Genomic DNA, 16248 nt, shown 5'->3' on the forward strand with positions numbered 1-16248 from the left:
ATTCACAAGGTATACGCTGTTCAGGCTCATATCTTCCTCACGGCCGGTTACTTTACGCTCCCAGTTTTTCTTTACGTCGGTTGCTTCACTGAGCGATTTCAAGTGATCATGAAGATCCTGGCAGTAGTCCCTGATTTTTTCGATTGCTTTTTCTTCTGCGAAATTGGCGAGCTTTTTTTCTCAAAAAATTGACGGCCTTTCGGCATTGCTTCAATATCAGCTTTTTTTTGTTCCATTTCTTCGCTGTTTTCCACCACGTTATTCATGAATTTATCTTTTTCCGCATATACTTTCAGGTTCCACTCTTCTTTATCAGACAGACGGTGAAACTGTTCTAGAATGGTAGGTTTTTTTTCAGCAATCATCGCTTGAAACGTGTCTTCTGTTTCAAATATAGTGCCGAACTTCAGCGGAATGACCGTGTAGTTTTCGTGCAGTTTATTCATTAATTCATGGTGATGAAAGGCTTTCACCTGCAGCCACTGCATATCTTCTACTTTACGCTGCAGCTTCGCTTCAGAGTATATTTCCTCCGGCACACGGCACGTTACAGCAGTAATATCACCGTGCGTTTCGTACTGAATCATCTCCGGCGGCTCAATACCTTCGAGCTCCGGCATAGGGTTGTCCGTAAATTGCTCTGATGGTACGAAGGCATACAAGTAGATGAGTTGATTACTTTCTTGTGCTTTGTCTTCCACCTGTGATTCCTCCTTATTCCTCCAGGCTTTCTCTCAGCTCCGCTGCTCAATTTCTTTCGCTACACGGTAGCGGAGAAGAAGTTCCTCTTCCTGTTCGAGGTAAAGTTCTTCGGGTATTTCATCCATCTCAAACATCATCTGCAGGTTCGCAAGCTTCTGCTGGATGGTTTTTAGATCGTAATATTCCTTATCCACTTCATCTTTGACTTCTCTTCCGATCATAATCAGCAGGTCGATGGGCCAAGTGAATGCTTTGGTTATCATATTACGTCGCACCCTTTGCTGTTAATTTAATATCTATAAAGTTATAGGCCGGCCATGGGCCTGTATATTTAAAATCAGCACTGTCCATCCATTTATTATAGATCTCATTAAGCTTTTTCTCAAATGCTTCCTCCTGATCTTTATCAAGCAGGAAAGCAGCATTAAGAAGCATTCGTTCATTAATGACTTCGTTGCTTTTCGCAGCGTCCGAGATATCGGCAAGCGGGTGAAACACTTCCTTCTCAAATTCCTCATGAAGCCTGATCATAAATTTGGGCGGATTCACCGAGCTGCATGCGTTCGTAGTATGCCGCGTCTTCAGGCTTTGATGCAGCCTTGGACTTTAATTCCTTCATACCCGGCTGCTGGCTTACTTTCTCCGACAGCCATTCTTTTTTACCAATAATCTTTAAGCCGACTTCAAACTTGTTGCGGATTTTCGGGAAAATTTCTTCGAACTGATCCTGAAGCTTTTCCATTAAAATGTGAACATCTTTCTTGCCCTCGAGCACGTTTCCAAAGCTCATCGGAATAATGTCATACCGTTCCATAACTTTTGTAACAACATCCTGATGCGACTTTAGGTTTTTACGATTTGGTTCGTATACGTCAACCGGTGCATCAGCAACGACCATAGCGTAGCCGTCGCGGTTTACCGTGTATACATCTCTCTCTTTTTTAAGCAGTGTAATCGTTCCGAATTCCTGCGGGGAATCCGCTTCGATCACACAAAACAGATATATTCCTTTTTTCCCACTCACAACGGCTACCTCCTACAGCTTCTTCAGTTCCTGCTTCAATAATTTCTCTGTTTCTTCATTACTCTTATGGCCTTTTGCTCCATAAATGTAAGCACCCAGCACATCCTGGCACACAAAGAAGAAATCATCATCTTTTGTATTTACATTTATATCACTTTTGCTGCTTATCTCTGCCATCATAACAGACGCACGGAAACTTGGCACCGGCTTATCTTCTTCCTGGCAGATTTCTTTCACTCTGGAAACGATTTTGACGATAGTTTTTGCGTCGCCTTCTGAAATCTCCGTCCGATCTGCAAGCACTTCTGCCTGTCTGTCGATATCCTGTTCCTGCATATGAATCGTAATCAGGCGATCTGCAAGCGCATCCTGGGTTTCATACACGCCGACATACTCTTCCGGGTTGCTTGTAAATATCATCTTAAAATTCGGATGAACATTAACGAACGTATCTCTCTGCTTTACTCCATACAATGGCAGAATACCTTCCTGCAGAATGGATAAGAACAAGTTGTTCGTTTCCGGCATAGAACGTGTGAACTCATCATAAATAACAGTATAGCCTTTTGTGACAGCTTCATATAAACGACCGCCGCTCCACTGCTCTTTTACTTCGTCTTCACGCTTATATACCGTGCGGACGTAGTTATCGATCAGACGTTTACTTTTATAGCCTACATACCCGCCGAGAAGATCTACGTTGGATAAGTCTCTGTTTCCGTTTAACAGTACGACCGGCTGGCCAAGTCGGCTCGCCAGCTGCAGGGCAAGAGATGTTTTACCGACACCGGCAGCTCCTGTGAAATGGACGGGAAATCCGGCATGAATATAACGTTCTGAACGCTCAAGCAGGCTCTGCAGTTTTCCGTTTGAACGAAGTTTTCAAACGTGCGTACCATTTTGTCATTCTCATCATAAACCGCTTCCTCTTTATCAGAAGATGCATTTTTTTTGCTGCTGGTATCTATTTTTTGAACGGCTGGATGGAGATGATTTAGCTGAATCAGACGAAGTATTCTTTGAACTGGATGAGGATGACGAGCTGTTTTTTGCTCTGCTGGAGGACGAGGAGGTGTTCGAGCTGCTTTTTGGGCTGGATGTTTCTCCTCTGTTTTTACTTTTGGACTGTTCTTCCGTTGCTTTTGCAGGCATCTGTACTATCTCCCTTCTGCTTTATCTAAAGGCACACTTCTTGGACGAAGGCTCACGCGCTGAAATGATACAACCTCTTTGTTCTTGTCGAGCTTTGCTTCATATACACCAAGAAGCTGGTCTTTTGCGTACTTTTTCATATATTCACTTTCTTCAATTACTTCTACCTCTACATCCCATCCTTCGTCATGATTGATAACGGAAGTGATTTTAAAAGGAGGAAGGACATAATTTTCAAAAAAAGTTGTTACTTTTTGTAGTAATTCTTCCATGGCTATCCCTGCTTTCCGCCTGCGGCTCTGTCTAGTAGTAGTGATAAACCCAGAACCCATACGCAAAAGCGTATGGGAAGGGTTGGGTTTATTCAAATAATATTATGCGAAGTTAAGCTGCTTGGAACGGTCGCTTACGTCTGCATCTTCGTCAATTTCACCTTGTACGTCGTCTCTTAGAAGACCGACTGCTTCAGCATATCTCAACCATGTGTCTACGCTGGCGATTACGATACGAGCTTCGATTGTTATAAGTTCAATACCTACCAACGAGATTTTAGCGTAGATGTCGATTACGATACCCTTGTCCAAAATACGGTCAATAACTTCTGCCAAGCTTGAAGAATCTGAGTTTCTTTCCAATGTTGCCATTGTTGCGTCACTCCTTTAAGTGAAAGTATTAATATCTTTTATGCCTTTGAGATCTTTTGCGCTCTTGATGTTATGGGCACTCTTGATGCTGTCTGCTCCTTTGAGGTCCGTGCTGCTCTTGAGGTTGCTTGCTGATGTCTTGATATCGCTGACACCCTTTAGTTTGTCAGTTCCTTTGATGTCTTTGTATCCCTTGATGTCACTGACGCCTTTGTGGATGTCTTTCATTCCTTTAATGTCACTGGCTCCCTTAATATTGGAGCCTTTCTTCTTTTTTTTCCCTCCTTTCGAGTCGTTATCACCGGTAAGCGAGTTGTTTTTTATCTGATCTTTAGCATCCGCTGCTTTATCCTGAAACTCTTCAGCAAATTCATCCAGCTTTTCTTTTGCTTCTTCACCGGCGTCTTCCAGACTTTCTTTTAGTTCGGCAACTTTCTCCTGCGCTTCTTCTTTTGCAATACGCATTTTTTCAAACGTATCATAGAATTTTTTGCCGATTACCGATGCAGCAGCAGCATTCAATGCTTTCGGATGATTCTTTGCTTCATCCTTGGCAAATCCCATTGCTTCTTTCTTCGCATCATTAATCGTGCTCTTGTCTCCGGAGGCCAGATCTTTTATCGTTTCGAGCGGCTTGCCGTCCGTTACATTTTCCACCCGCTCTTTGGCGTCTTTTAAATCATCGGATGCCAGGGTGTCTTTAGCTTTGTCCAACAAGGAAGGATCTTCTTCCTCTGTCTGCTTATCTTCTTTATCATCTTTACTAGCGGAGAGTTTATCTTTTGCTTTATCCAAAAGCGAATCGCCGCTGCTGTCTTCATTCTCTTCTTCCGGATCGTTTCCCTCTCCGGACGATGTTCCTGGAACCAGATCTTTGGCTTTATCTTTCGCTTTATCCAAAAAGCCTTCATCATCTGTGGAACTGGAAGAATCATTGGTGTTTGCAATATCAAAGGTTCTACGAGTCTCTTTTTCGGCGCCTTCTGTTAAATAATTAGAATGCAGTAACGCAAAGCGCTTCAGATTCTTATTTTTCTTCCAGTCTGCCATATAGTGCACCACCACCTCTCGTGGTTGAACCTTACTCAGCCGAGTATATGGGCTGTTTTATTATCATACCCGATGAGTAATTTATTAATCTAGTTCATTTGAATGGTTTCTCAGGAGAGATCTGGTATCTCCGTGGAACGTTCAGAAATCTTGCGGTATGAAGTGATATTAAGGTTATCATTGATGTTCGCATCGTATAGTACAATGTTTTTTATCACCTTATTGTCCTGCTTTTCTTCTGATTCCACTACCTCCAAACGAACTTTCCAGCCATTTTTCCGGTCTGTTGCAGAGATTGTTTGAAACGGTTCGGCTACTTCTTCTTTAAAGTAGGCTTCGACTTTTTCAATGGCGTCGTCGCTACTTTTTTTTTTCGAATCAGACTTAGCAGATGCAGCAGATGACTGCTTTTTACTAGACGAGGCCGAAGGAGCTTTTTTGCTTCCGGAAGACGACTTAGCGGCTGCCCGGTGTTTCCTTGTAGGACCTTCTTTTGCTGATGGTTTGCTGCTTTCTTCTGTTTCCTGTTCAGTCAGCTGCTGCTGAGTTTTTCCAGGTGCCGGCTTTTTGATGCGGTTCGGCTTCTTGAAAGAGGCTTTTTTAGGCTGTTCCTCTTCCTCTTCTTCTTCGCCTTCATCATCTTCGTCTTCATCGTTGTCTTCTTCTACTTCTTCCTCTTCTTCTTCGCCTTCATCATCTTCGTCTTCATCGTTGTCTTCTACTTCTTCATCGTCTTCATCTTCTTCATCGTCTTCTTCTTCTTCGTCTTCGTCTTCTTCGTAACCATCGTACTTTTCTTCTTCTACTTCTTCTTCCTCAAGCCATTCCGTATCTTCATCGAAAACTTCGTGTTCTTCATCCTCTTCTGATTCGGAATCCAGACGCTCTTGTTCCTCAGCTTCTTTGGCTTTCTTCTCTTTATTTTTTAATTTTTTTTTTTGAAGAAACCGCCTTTTTTCTCTTCCTCTTCTTCTGTGCCCTGGATTTTCTGACCAGCTTTTACCATAGATTCGCCGACTTTGCCTTTAGCTGCTACAAGACCGCCGCCCACTTTATTTTTAGCTGTGCCGAGCGATGATTTTACTTTCTCCGGAAGAGCTGAAGCAGAGGCAGCTGCATCATTTGCCTTCTTCGCTTTTTTTCGCGTTTTTAACCGTTTTCTCTGTTTTATCTGCGGCTTTCTTAACCGGCTTTGGCGCTGCCTTTTTCGCTTTTTCGGCTGTTTTGCCTGCACCTTTTTTAGCTTTATCCGCCGTTTTCTTTGTACCTTCTTTTGCTCCGGATGATTTTTTCTTTACTGTTTTCTTTGTATCTTCTGTACCTTTTTTTGCTTTAGCTGCTGGTTTTTTCACGTTATCTTTCTCCCCATTCTCTTTATCCTTGCTCGAAGGTTTCTTTTTTGCATCGTCGCTTTTTTTAATTGTTGCTGTTTTTGTTTTAGGATTCTTTTTGTCCTTCATGTTTTCTTTCGCATCTTCTTTTTTCTTTTGAAGTCTCTTTGTTGTTTCTCTGCTTACCATCGGCAGGGCTCCGCCTACCAGGCTGCCTACAGCCATTAACGCGTAAGTAACTTTATTGCTGTTATTATTTTCAGCCAATTGAATGCACCGTCCTTCATCTTATTTATCATGTCATTAAGCACCATTACCCTTTTGTCCAACATTTAATCTTCAATTCTTTCTCCTGTCAATTATTTTTTTTAGAAAAAGCTTTAAAACTACTGATACGAAAGGATTAATAAATATGTATAATAAATCTATAAAATTATTAAAATAATGCTGATTATCTCTTTTTATTAATATGAATGACTTATTATTAAAAAAACACTATAATATTTCAATCTATTAACAGCATTTGCTTCTTCGTTCACATTCTTGTAAAATTTACCATATAATTTATTCAAAAGAGGAGAATCTATATGCCCGATTACAGTGCTGTAAACCGATCGCGCTCTATCCAGACACGACTTGTGCTCCCGCCTGACACCAACCATCTGGAATCTATATTCGGCGGCAAAGTTCTTGCCTACATTGATGAAATTGCAGCCATTTCGGCAATGAAGCACGCGAATAGTATTGTCGTAACGGCTTCTATCGATTCGGTTGATTTTGTCTCAGCGGCCAAGGTAGGGAATATCCTTGAGCTCGAGGCTTTCGTTACGGCCACAGGAAGAACCTCTATGGAAGTCTATGTGAAAGTCCAATCGATCGATGTAACAACTGGTACAACAACACTTACGACCGAATCATTTCTAACAATGGTAGCCGTAAATGAAAAAGGCACTCCTATTCCCGTTCCTCCTGTAGCTCCGGAAACAGAAGAAGAACAGCGGCTGTTCGACACCGCTCCTGCCCGTAAGGAACATCGGAAAAAGCGTGCTTCCGTTTACAAAAATCATGTCTGATAAACCAAATCTCTTCCTATTAACTATACGAACAAAATGCCCTCCTGCTGAAAGCAGAAGGGCATTTTGTTCGTTAAGCCCACCACATATCGGAAGGCTTTTCGACAATATTTACACTGCGGAGATTATCAACGGCTCGTTGAAAACCCTCTGATACGCTCATTAACGGGTTTCATGTTCGATACTGACTGTATCGTCATAGCCGAATTTCCGGAGGGTGCTTATCATATCACTCCACTCCTGGAGGCTGTGTCCGCAGCCGACGGATCGGAATGTCCAGGCGCGTTCCTGTACGTTGGAATACGGCTGCATGTCCGTCAGCCCGTACATGTTTACATTTTCCCAATCAATATGCGTATCCTTCGCATGGAAATGATGGATCGCGTTTTGCTTTCCTAAAATTTTAATAGCCGCTACCGGATCAATTCCCTGCCACCACATATGGCTCGGATCAAAATTGGCTCCTATTGCATCATTTGTAGCGTCACGGAGCTTTAGAACGGTATACGGAGTGTGTACGAGAAATCCGCCGTGCGGCTCAATGCCTACTTTAATACCGTGGTCTTTGGCATAGGCTCCGGCTTCTTTCCAATAAGGAATCAGCTTTTTCTCCCACTGCCAATTGTAAATATCGCTGTACTCCTGCGGCCATGGAGCTACCGGCCAGTTTGGAAGCGTAGCGTTATCATCTGCTCCGGCTACCCCGGAAAAATTATTAACGACGGATACATCAAGCATTTGAGCGAGCTGCACCGTTTTACGAAATACGTCATCGGACTCTTTTGCATATGCCTTATCCGGTGCAATCGGATTGGAGTGGCAGCTGAAGGCGCTGACAGATAAGTCCCGCTTATCCAGAGCTTCTTTAAACTGTTTGCGTTTATCTTCATTTTGAAGAAGGCCTTCCATATCCAAATGGGCACTGCCGGGATTTCCTCCCGTGCCAAGCTCTACTGCGTCCAGGCCGGCGGCTTTTACTTTATCGAGCATATCTTCGAATGAATCGTTATTGAATAATACCGTAAATACACCTATTTTCATTGAGTGACGCCTGCCTTTCTTACCGAGGTAATGGTTTTTTCCTGGCTGGATTCCAGCGCTGCCAGGATAACATCCAATGCGCGTTTGCCATCTGCTCCCGTAATAGGGACAGGTGTATCTTTTGTGAGCGATTCAACAAATGCGTCGACGATCCCGGAATTCTCCTGGCCGCCGGCTGCGTTGGTTTGAATGCCTCCCAGGTCATAGCTGATCGTTTCTCCGGATGTATATACAGCTATAAGGGAATACTGCGGATCATCCTCCAGGCGGAGCATGCCTTTTTCACCGTAAATAACGGTGGCATTATCTTCAAACGGTTTATAGGACCAGCTCGCTGTCAGGGTCCCGACAATGCCGCTTTCCATCTTCAGTACGCAGACAGCATTGTCGTCTACCGCCGTGTTTTCTTTTGCTACTGTTTCTACAAAAGCGCCAACCTCTGCAACCGGCTCGTCAAAAAGAAATTGAATCAGGTCGGATTTATGGACGCCAAGATCTCCCATGGCTCCGATAAAAGCTTCTTCTTTACGGAAAAACCAGCTGTCCGCTCCGTCTATGCTCCAGCCTTCCGGACCGCCGTGGCCGAATACGGTACGAAAGCTGTAAATTTTCCCGAGTGCTCCTTCTTCTATTAATTCTCTTGCTTTCACGTGGGAAGGAACGAGACGCTGGTTATGGCCCACCATCAGTTTCTTACCGCTTTTATCCGCAGCATCTATCATATCCTGCGCTTCCTGGGAGGAGGTCGCCATCGGTTTTTCACAGAGGACGTGCTTTCCTGCTTCCAGTGCTGCTATCGATACAGGGGCATGCAGGTAATTAGGTGTGCATACGCTGACTGCCTCAATGGAAGTCTCCTGCTTCAGCATCTCCTCGTAATCGGTATACGTCTTCACAGAGATATTAAATTTGGTTTCAACTTCCTGGGCCCGATCTTCACGCAGATCGCAGACCGCCACAATTTCTACTTCTCCTCCGGCCAGATACTCCGGAATGTGGCGCTCTCTGGCAATGCTTCCGCATCCAACGATGCCAATCTTTACTTTACCCATCTTGCAAAACCCCTTTTAAATAGTTAGTATTTTTCGAATCTTATAATGTTATTCTTTCACAGATCCGCTCGTTAATCCAGCCACAATGCGGCGCTGGAAAATCAAAACGAGAATAACGATCGGAATCGTCACAATAACCGTTGCGGCTGTAATGTCTCCCCATGGTACGGTATATTCACTCTGGTAAAAGGAAATCCCCCACCGGAATCGTCCTCCAGGCGTCATCGGTATTAATCGCGAGTGCAAATAAATACTCATTCCACGCGGCAATAAAGACAAGAATACCTGTCGTAAATACACCCGGAGCTGCCAGAGGCAGAATAATTTTTCTGAACGTCTGGAACGGCGTTGCTCCGTCCAGCTTCGCCGATTCTTCCAGCTCTACCGGTATTTTTTTAAAAAAGGTGGCCAGAATCCAGATCGCAAGTGGAAGACTTATTGTAATGTAAGGAATGATTAATCCGAGATAACTGTTACGCAGACCAGCGTCTGTCACAAAGTCAAAGATCGGCGACAAAATTGCAATCTGCGGGAACATGGAGGAGGCAAGAACGAGCCCCAGAATTAATCCTTTTCCTTTAATAGGAAGTCTTGTTACTGCATAAGCCGTAAATGAGGCAAATGCCAGGGAAAGAATGGTCGTCGCCCCGGATACGACAAAGCTGTTTAACATGTATTGAAACAAAGGCCGGGTTGTTATAGCGGATACATAAGAATCAAAATTCATATTTGGAGTAAACCAGTTAAAATTCCCGAATATTTCATTGGGTGGCTTTATAGAAGTAAGAAACACCCATAAAAAAGGAAACATAACCAGGAAGATAAAGAGAACCAGGAAGATATAAAAACCAATGCCTGCCTTTTTTTCCATCGCTGTCTTTCACACCTTTCGTCGGTATTTCTGTTTCGTTTCTATCGCTTCGTCCGCTCGGCAAACAAGTCGGATCCGATCAGCTTCACGAAAATAATGCTGATAATGGCGACACTGATAAAGACAATAACGGATAAGGCAGAGCCTGCACCGAAGTTCTGCTGTTCAAACAGGGCTTTATAGGCATAAACAGAAATCGATTCTGTTGCATTGGCCGGTCCGCCGCCTGTTAGAACATAAATCAGGTCAAATACCCGGAAGGCATCCAGCGTTCTGAAAAGCAGCGCTACGAGAATGGCCGGTTTTAAAAGAGGCAGCGTGACGCTCACAAACTGCTGCCACCTGTTGGCTCCATCTACTTCAGCGGCTTCATATAGAGATCTTGGAATGGTCTGCAGCCCGGCAAGCAAAAGCAAAGCCATATAAGGCGTTGTTTTCCAGACATCTGCTAAAATAATGGAAAACATCGAGCCTCCCGCCGTAGTAAGCAGGACACCGGGGTCGGAAATGAGTCCCAGCTGTGCCATATAATGCGCGACGATCCCGGACTGTCCGTCATACAAGTAGCTCCACATCATCGCAGCAACCGCGGTCGGAATCGCCCACGGTATAAGAACGGCGGTTCGGACCAGCCCTCGTCCTTTGAAGGCTCTGTTAATTAATATCGCGACACTCAAACCTAGAATAAGTTCAAAACCGACCGATGCTACCGTAAAAACAATGGTATTGCCCATAGCGGTCCAGGTCCTTGCGTTTGTTAAGTATTGGGCATAATTGTCGACTCCGACGAAATTGGAGTCCAGTACCGATCCCTGCAGGCCTTCCATCTGAGAAGCCATGTACCCAAACTCGATACCTTCTTCTTCGCCCAGGTTCTCCTGATAGGATCGGATCGTATCAATATGTGTGCTTAATGCCTGATTAAACTCGGTTCCCCAGTCCCCATCAAGTGATGCAATAAGCAGACCACTTGGAACTGGTTCATAGTTCTCCAGTCGGTTATTTACTTCGTTATACTGATCCTGCATGGATTGATCTTCCATCAAAGCTTCATGATACTCATTCATGGTGGCTTCCGCTTCTTCAAGATCAGCGGCGGCTTCAGGCTCCAGCTCACTCAGCTCGGTCACGGATTGCTCAATCAGATAACGATTATCCGCATATGTTTCCATATTAAGACTCTCCGACACAATCCGCTCCGAACGGGTCGGATCATTTAAACGATAATCGAAAAGGCTGTTCCAGCCGGAAAGCATAATCGGCCAGATAACAACCAGCAGTATTAAGATGATGGAAGGAGCTATCATTGTGTAGCCCAGCTGCTTTTCACTGAGCTGAAATGGTCGTTTGTTTTTCTTGTCTTTCTTAGCCATGTCGGGTCCCCCTATTCCTCTACTCGGCAAATGCTGCTTCCATTTTGCTTTCCATATTTGCTGCAGCCTGTTCCGGTGTAATCGTTCCTGCGGCTGCACTTGAAAGCTCGATCTGCATTATGTCCGATACTTGCGGATAAATTCCTGTTACCGGCCGTGCCACGGCATTATCGAGCGTTTCCTGGAAGACTGGATCGCGAAAAGCTCATTAGCTTCGGTCACATCTTCGTCCTCATACAAACTCTCGATCGTCGGTGCTCTTGCACCTTCCAGAGCACCAATCTTCTGGCCTTCTTCGCTGCTTAAAAATTTAACCAGCTCCCAGGATTCTTCAATATGCTCCGAGCTTTTGTTAATCATTGTTGACCAGCCGCCAAGAGAGAGGCATTGCCTTCCGGTCCTGAAGGCAGGGCAGTGATACCTACATCATCAGGAATTTGGGATGTTTCGGGATCCGTTGATGTGGAAAGCATGTAAGGCCAGTTTCTTGCGAACACTGTATTCCCTTCCAGAAAGGCATTTTCCGTTTCTATTTCTTGAAAATTAAGAATATTATTAGGAACATAATCGCTTTGCATCATTTCTACCATTTTTTCAATACCGGCAATAGCTTCCGGTGAATTAACCACTACTTCTTGATTTTCATTAATAACCTGGCGCCATAGGCGCTTATATACTCCATCGACGTGGTTACAGTCTTCGTATTGGGAAGCCTGGTAGCAACCCAAAACTCGTGCCGCCTTCTCCCTGCAGATCCGCGGCCATCGTTTCAAGCTCTTCCCATGTTTCCGGAGGTTCTTCTACATGTCGGTCTGTAGTATAAAATGCCTGCGTCGGTTATAGAAGGCAGTGCATACTGGCGTCCATTCAGCGATCCGGATTCAATGGTTGCCGAAAATGAGCACCCAGATCGGACATTGTCTCGTTCAATCAGACGATCGAGCGGCAGTACTACCCTGCCTGGCCAACTCAGCCGGCCATACAACGTCGGAGGCAAAATATCTTCTCGGACTGCCGCTGCTCATCAGTGTTACATATTGATTATGTGCCGCGCCGCTATCGGCGGCATTTCCCTTACTTCTACATTAATATTGGATTTGTTTTCGAATGCAGCAAGCATCGCATCGGTTGCCGGCGTCGTATCTACCGCGGGCAAAGTGATGGTTACTTCTCATCGCCCCCCGATGTTTTCTGCAACGGAGCACATCCTCCGAGAAAAAATAAGTACTCCGGCCATTGCAGCTGGTAACACTTTCATCGCAAACCCTCCTGTTTTCCTTCTATCTCAGCTTCATCCCAAACGTTTCGGACTCTGATTAAACCCCCCCCTGTCAATGCCTTGGAGGACAGGTGGATTTCCGGACAAGAAGCGATCCTGGTATAATCACTTTCGTCTTTGTTTCCTTGCCCTGCAGCCGATTAATCAGAAGCTCCGCAGCCATGTTTCCCATTTTGTATTTATCCTGATTCACGGTGGTCAAGGCAGGTGTTGTGTACTGGGACACTACGAGATTATCGTAGCCGACCACGGATAACTCTTCCGGAAGCTTATATCCAAGCTCCTGCGCCGCCCTCATAACACCCATGGCCATCAAATCACTTGAACAGAAAATGGCGGTGGTTTCCGGGTATCCTTCAAGCAGTTCAACTGCCCTGGCATAGGCTTCATCTTCATTAAAGTAAGCAAGCCTTACCTTCTTTTCATTAAAAGGAATATCCGCTTCCTTAAGGCCCTCCTTGTAGCCCTTCAATCGTTCGAGACTTATGTATGCTTCATCATCCCCGTTAATAAAGGCAATATGCTGATGGCCCAGCGAAGTTAAATGACGAACCGCGTCTCTTGCACCCACTGCATTGTCTGTCGATACGAAGCTGGTTGTTTCATTCTCCACGGGGTGATCGATGAAAACGCATGGTACGCTGCTCTCTTCCATCTGCTGAAGAAATGGTTCATCATGAGCCAGTCCCTGTGAAATAACACCTTCGATCTGACGTTCGCTGCAAAGCTGATGATAGGTTTTACCCCGCCGCTTCGCAAATTCGGATTGAAACAAAATCATGTCATAATCCGCGTAGCTTGCGTACTCGTTCACCCCGGAAATTACATCCATTGTAAACGTGTCTTTCGGATTAGATGGAAAGGAGCTGGACGTCAACAATCCGATCGTACTCGACTTATTCGTCACCAGCCGTCGTGCCGTCATATTCGGGCTGTACTGCATCTTCTCAGCCACTTCTTTGATACGCCTGCGCGTTTTCTCATTCACGTCATCGTATCCGTTCAAGGCTCTGGAAACAGTAGTGACTGAAACGTTAGCGGCTTTTGCAATATCTTTGATTGTAACCATTTTTCTCAGCCTCCAAAACGTTTCGGTTTGTATAAACTTTATTATAGAAAACGCTTACAATTTATGCAAGGACTTTTTTTATTATACTTTGTAAAGAAACTTAAAAAGCCCTTTATATGAAGCACTCCCTCTTAAAAAGTTTTTGAATGTAAAAATTTCAGCTGCGCAGAAATCCTCCCTCCGAATGAATGACCTGTCCAGTGATCCAGGAAGCTTCTTCTCCGGCCAGAAAAGCAACGAGCCGGGCCGCATCTTTCGGTCTGCCAAGGCGGCCGCGTCCAAATTTGGGTTCCAGCAGTGCTTTTGTCTGTTCATCCCATCCACCCGCTGTCCGTCGGTCCCGGATCCACCGCGTTTACCGTAATACCAAGCGGGGCCGCTTCTGCCGAGAAGGATAAAGTAAAAGCAGACAGCGCCCCTTTTGTAGCGACGTAGGCAAGTTCCCCCGGCATCGGACCCTGCTCCTGTCCGGAAGTCATGATAATGATCCGCCCTTCCGAGCCTTGAAATCTCTTTGCAAACATCGTACTAAGCAGCATTGTCGTGCGCATGTTCACTTCATAATGACGGTCTATCACCTCTGCTGTGAGATTCTCATAGCCGTCACGGGTGGAATGAGCCGCGCTGTTCACGAGAATATCCGGCGGCCCAAAAGCGGTATATACGGCATCCATCAGCGTTTCTGCCGCATCGGACAATGCCAGATCAAGCTCCATGCTCCTACAGGATACACCTGCGTCCAGCATCTCCTGCTCCAGCCCTTCAGCAAATCCTTCTTCGCTCTGCCAGTAGACGAAGAAGATATCAATGCCTTTAGCTGCTAACTCCCTGCACACGGCGGTTCCTATTGCATTGTTATGACTGACTCCAGTAATGACTGCACGTTTCCTGTTGATACGATCCCCTCCAGCTTCTTCTATTCATTTTTTCCAGCATTATACTTATTCTCGAAATACCGGTCCCGCTCCTTTATTTTTTCTTCGATATGGGCCTCGTCTTCTTCCTTATCCTGCTGTTTTCCTTTAACCACCATTGCAATAAAACTAGCGATCAATGCTAGAACACTCAATAACGTAACTGCGTCAGCGGTAAATGTAATAATTCCAAAATAATCGAGTGTAAGTAGCGTTATACCTAGCAACGCCAAAAAACCATTAATTATTTTCCACTTCTGCATCGAATTCTCCTTTTCAATGGCTGTCATTATTTCCTATATATGTATATTAACCGAAATACAACATAAAAAAACCTGCCCTTGGCAGGCAGGTTATATCTCCTTATTATGGAAAGCTGATATTCAGTGGTTCAAGATCTTTCTTCTGGAGCATCATCCGGACAGTAACCAGAGGGTCTACTACCTGGCAGACTTCGACCTGGCCGGCGGCGCTTAAAAACATCACAGCATTGTTTTTGTCCATGTCGCTTTCACGGGCCAACAGGCCGGCTAAAAAAGAAGTCGCCCGGTGAATACCCTGTTCGAGCGTAGGAGCGGAGGAAATAACGCCAATTTCCGATTCGTTTTCCAGAAGCGGCATAGACAGCTTTTTGTTTTTAATCACTTCGAAGGTTACCGTTGCACGTCCGGCAGCTTCAATACCGGTCACGCCGACTTCACCGTCCCCCATGGCTGCATGCATGTCCCCGAGGCCAAAAAGCGCACCAGGAGCCGATACCGGAAAATACAGAACAGCCCCTTCTTCTATTTTCTTGTTGTCCATGTTGCCGCCGTGATCTCCCGGGGTGCCGTTGGACACAGGCTCCCCTCCCGGCGCCACCCCAATGACTCCGATCATCGGGTTCAGGTCCAGCGAGATACCGTAGCCGAAGTCGCCCTTATTCTGACGCAGGGGTATCTTTTTAAATATAAGGTCTTCCATTTCTTCTTTCATGACGCCCAGCCCTTTACCTACCGCCATCATGCCGTAGTCTGCGAGCTCGATTTTATCAATTGTTACTTTGAGGCAGTCACCCGGCTCTGCCTCTTCTATGTAAACCGGACCTGTAGCAGGGTTAATACGATCCCAGTCAATCTCTCCGTAATTGTCCCCTTCTTCTGTTACTTGATTTTCAAAACAGTCGTACGTTTCCAGAGTAAGCGTCGTGCCTGAAGGAACCGTTACAGCAGCTTCCCGGTCCTTTGAGAAATGGTAGAACATATTCTCCTTTGCCAGCGTTTCCATATGCCTGCCTCCTTTGTTTTTATACGGATAGTATAGCAAAAATCTCCTCTGCTTCCTAAGTATTGCATTTTATCGATTTTCCTATTATAATAAACATATACCCAGTAAGGGTATTAATACGCAAAGGAAGGGGAATTCACATGATTGCTGTTTTACCGAGAATCAACGAGTTAGCCAATAAATCCAAAAGGACGGGACTCAGCGCGGAAGAAAAAGCCGAGCAGAGGCAGCTTCGTGAAGAGTACCTTCAAGCCGTCCGGGGCGCCTGCGATGCAACCCTGCTGCAGACGACGGTGAAAGATCCGCTTGGAAATGATGTTACTCCCGATAAACTAAGAGAAGCTCAAGGCGTGACTAAACTATATCATTAAGAAAACAAATAGTATTCTGATCTGTTTAAACCATCC

Annotated in this window: 20 protein-coding genes and 3 pseudogenes; 3 read left to right on the top strand and 20 right to left on the bottom strand. The window is 45.1% G+C overall.

All coding sequences use genetic code 11. The features are described from left to right. Window positions 1-98: 98 nt before the first annotated feature. The 8 genes from MMY81_RS26635 to MMY81_RS26670 all read right to left on the bottom strand — a co-directional run bounded on the left by MMY81_RS26635 (window position 99) and on the right by MMY81_RS26670 (window position 4572). Window positions 99-701, bottom strand: a complete 603-nt coding sequence (locus MMY81_RS26635; RefSeq protein WP_252315164.1) for a GvpL/GvpF family gas vesicle protein — start codon at window positions 699-701, stop codon at window positions 99-101. 33 nt (window positions 702-734) lie between these two features. Further along, window positions 735-965 (bottom strand): gas vesicle protein GvpG, encoded by a 231-nt coding sequence (locus MMY81_RS26640; protein WP_252315165.1) that lies wholly within the window; start codon window positions 963-965, stop codon window positions 735-737. Between the two features lies 1 nt (window position 966). Next, window positions 967-1251, bottom strand: a complete 285-nt coding sequence (locus MMY81_RS26645; protein ID WP_252315166.1) for a GvpL/GvpF family gas vesicle protein — start codon at window positions 1249-1251, stop codon at window positions 967-969. Continuing rightward, window positions 1217-1726 (bottom strand): GvpL/GvpF family gas vesicle protein, encoded by a 510-nt coding sequence (locus MMY81_RS26650; RefSeq protein ID WP_252315167.1) that lies wholly within the window; start codon window positions 1724-1726, stop codon window positions 1217-1219. The genes MMY81_RS26645 and MMY81_RS26650 overlap by 35 nt, the downstream gene beginning before the upstream one ends. A 12-nt stretch (window positions 1727-1738) precedes the next feature. Further along, window positions 1739-2587, bottom strand: a complete 849-nt coding sequence (gene gvpN / locus MMY81_RS26655; RefSeq protein ID WP_308215502.1) for a gas vesicle protein GvpN — start codon at window positions 2585-2587, stop codon at window positions 1739-1741. Window positions 2588-2883: 296 nt separating this feature from the next. Then, complete coding sequence (gvpO, locus tag MMY81_RS26660) at window positions 2884-3210, bottom strand: gas vesicle protein GvpO (protein WP_256498012.1); 327 nt, start codon at window positions 3208-3210, stop codon at window positions 2884-2886. 42 nt (window positions 3211-3252) lie between these two features. Beyond that, on the bottom strand, window positions 3253-3522 hold the full coding sequence (gene gvpA, locus MMY81_RS26665) for a gas vesicle structural protein GvpA (protein WP_120191650.1): 270 nt from the start codon (window positions 3520-3522) through the stop codon (window positions 3253-3255). A 15-nt stretch (window positions 3523-3537) separates the two neighbouring features. After that, on the bottom strand, window positions 3538-4572 hold the full coding sequence (locus tag MMY81_RS26670; protein ID WP_252315168.1) for a hypothetical protein: 1035 nt from the start codon (window positions 4570-4572) through the stop codon (window positions 3538-3540). A 567-nt stretch (window positions 4573-5139) separates the two neighbouring features. On the opposite strand from MMY81_RS26670, the gene MMY81_RS26675 reads away from it, so the two are divergent. Then, window positions 5140-5355: a hypothetical protein gene (locus MMY81_RS26675; protein WP_252315169.1), complete on the top strand. Its 216-nt coding sequence runs from the start codon at window positions 5140-5142 to the stop codon at window positions 5353-5355. A gap of 335 nt (window positions 5356-5690) precedes the next feature. Here MMY81_RS26675 and MMY81_RS26680 read toward each other — a convergent pair whose 3' ends face one another. Then, window positions 5691-6170 (bottom strand): hypothetical protein, encoded by a 480-nt coding sequence (locus tag MMY81_RS26680; RefSeq protein ID WP_252315170.1) that lies wholly within the window; start codon window positions 6168-6170, stop codon window positions 5691-5693. 320 nt (window positions 6171-6490) lie between these two features. On the opposite strand from MMY81_RS26680, the gene MMY81_RS26685 reads away from it, so the two are divergent. Then, entirely contained in the window at window positions 6491-6976 is a 486-nt protein-coding gene (locus tag MMY81_RS26685; RefSeq protein WP_252315171.1) for an acyl-CoA thioesterase, read from the top strand. 73 nt (window positions 6977-7049) lie between these two features. Here MMY81_RS26685 and MMY81_RS26690 read toward each other — a convergent pair. The 11 genes and pseudogenes from MMY81_RS26690 to MMY81_RS26735 form a co-directional block, all read right to left on the bottom strand. Next, window positions 7050-8017: pseudogene (locus MMY81_RS26690) on the bottom strand (sugar phosphate isomerase/epimerase family protein). Further along, on the bottom strand, window positions 8014-9069 hold the full coding sequence (locus MMY81_RS26695; RefSeq protein WP_252315172.1) for a Gfo/Idh/MocA family protein: 1056 nt from the start codon (window positions 9067-9069) through the stop codon (window positions 8014-8016). Before MMY81_RS26695 ends, MMY81_RS26690 begins: the two are co-directional and overlap by 4 nt. A gap of 48 nt (window positions 9070-9117) precedes the next feature. Next, window positions 9118-9940, bottom strand: a pseudogene (locus MMY81_RS26700) (carbohydrate ABC transporter permease). Between the two features lie 41 nt (window positions 9941-9981). After that, window positions 9982-11313, bottom strand: coding sequence for a carbohydrate ABC transporter permease (locus MMY81_RS26705; RefSeq protein ID WP_252315173.1), 1332 nt, complete (start codon window positions 11311-11313; stop codon window positions 9982-9984). A 147-nt stretch (window positions 11314-11460) separates the two neighbouring features. Continuing rightward, a complete protein-coding gene (locus MMY81_RS26710) occupies window positions 11461-11673 on the bottom strand; it encodes a hypothetical protein (protein ID WP_252315174.1) in 213 nt (70 codons plus the stop codon). Next, window positions 11670-12041, bottom strand: a complete 372-nt coding sequence (locus tag MMY81_RS26715; RefSeq protein ID WP_252315175.1) for a type 2 periplasmic-binding domain-containing protein — start codon at window positions 12039-12041, stop codon at window positions 11670-11672. Before MMY81_RS26715 ends, MMY81_RS26710 begins: the two co-directional genes overlap by 4 nt. A 302-nt stretch (window positions 12042-12343) precedes the next feature. Then, entirely contained in the window at window positions 12344-12469 is a 126-nt protein-coding gene (locus tag MMY81_RS33510; RefSeq protein ID WP_256498008.1) for a hypothetical protein, read from the bottom strand. A 175-nt stretch (window positions 12470-12644) separates the two neighbouring features. After that, a complete protein-coding gene (locus MMY81_RS26720; RefSeq protein ID WP_252315176.1) occupies window positions 12645-13661 on the bottom strand; it encodes a LacI family DNA-binding transcriptional regulator in 1017 nt (338 codons plus the stop codon). Window positions 13662-13818: 157 nt separating this feature from the next. Then, window positions 13819-14581 (bottom strand): annotated as a pseudogene (locus MMY81_RS26725) (SDR family oxidoreductase). Next, window positions 14578-14838 (bottom strand): hypothetical protein, encoded by a 261-nt coding sequence (locus MMY81_RS26730; protein WP_252315177.1) that lies wholly within the window; start codon window positions 14836-14838, stop codon window positions 14578-14580. The pseudogene MMY81_RS26725 and the gene MMY81_RS26730 overlap by 4 nt, the downstream one beginning before the upstream one ends. 103 nt (window positions 14839-14941) lie before the next feature. Continuing rightward, entirely contained in the window at window positions 14942-15841 is a 900-nt protein-coding gene (locus tag MMY81_RS26735) for an acetamidase/formamidase family protein (RefSeq protein ID WP_252315178.1), read from the bottom strand. Between the two features lie 140 nt (window positions 15842-15981). Here MMY81_RS26735 and MMY81_RS26740 point away from each other — a divergent pair, with 140 nt between their 5' ends. Further along, complete coding sequence (locus tag MMY81_RS26740) at window positions 15982-16212, top strand: DUF896 domain-containing protein (protein WP_120191636.1); 231 nt, start codon at window positions 15982-15984, stop codon at window positions 16210-16212. Window positions 16213-16248: the final 36 nt, after the last annotated feature.

The organism is Sinobaca sp. H24, from assembly GCF_023845525.1.

Coding starts and splice junctions, on each gene's coding strand:
- gvpO (WP_256498012.1), bottom strand. CDS start 3,210: ATGGGTTCTGGGTTTATCACTACTACTAGACAGAGCCGCAGGCGGAAA.
- MMY81_RS26735 (WP_252315178.1), bottom strand. CDS start 15,841: ATGGAAACGCTGGCAAAGGAGAATATGTTCTACCATTTCTCAAAGGAC.
- MMY81_RS26730 (WP_252315177.1), bottom strand. CDS start 14,838: ATGCAGAAGTGGAAAATAATTAATGGTTTTTTGGCGTTGCTAGGTATA.
- MMY81_RS26670 (WP_252315168.1), bottom strand. CDS start 4,572: ATGGCAGACTGGAAGAAAAATAAGAATCTGAAGCGCTTTGCGTTACTG.
- MMY81_RS26685 (WP_252315171.1), top strand. CDS start 6,491: ATGCCCGATTACAGTGCTGTAAACCGATCGCGCTCTATCCAGACACGA.
- MMY81_RS26710 (WP_252315174.1), bottom strand. CDS start 11,673: ATGATTAACAAAAGCTCGGAGCATATTGAAGAATCCTGGGAGCTGGTT.
- MMY81_RS26705 (WP_252315173.1), bottom strand. CDS start 11,313: ATGGCTAAGAAAGACAAGAAAAACAAACGACCATTTCAGCTCAGTGAA.
- MMY81_RS26695 (WP_252315172.1), bottom strand. CDS start 9,069: ATGGGTAAAGTAAAGATTGGCATCGTTGGATGCGGAAGCATTGCCAGA.
- MMY81_RS26720 (WP_252315176.1), bottom strand. CDS start 13,661: ATGGTTACAATCAAAGATATTGCAAAAGCCGCTAACGTTTCAGTCACT.
- MMY81_RS26640 (WP_252315165.1), bottom strand. CDS start 965: ATGATAACCAAAGCATTCACTTGGCCCATCGACCTGCTGATTATGATC.
- MMY81_RS26740 (WP_120191636.1), top strand. CDS start 15,982: ATGATTGCTGTTTTACCGAGAATCAACGAGTTAGCCAATAAATCCAAA.
- gvpA (WP_120191650.1), bottom strand. CDS start 3,522: ATGGCAACATTGGAAAGAAACTCAGATTCTTCAAGCTTGGCAGAAGTT.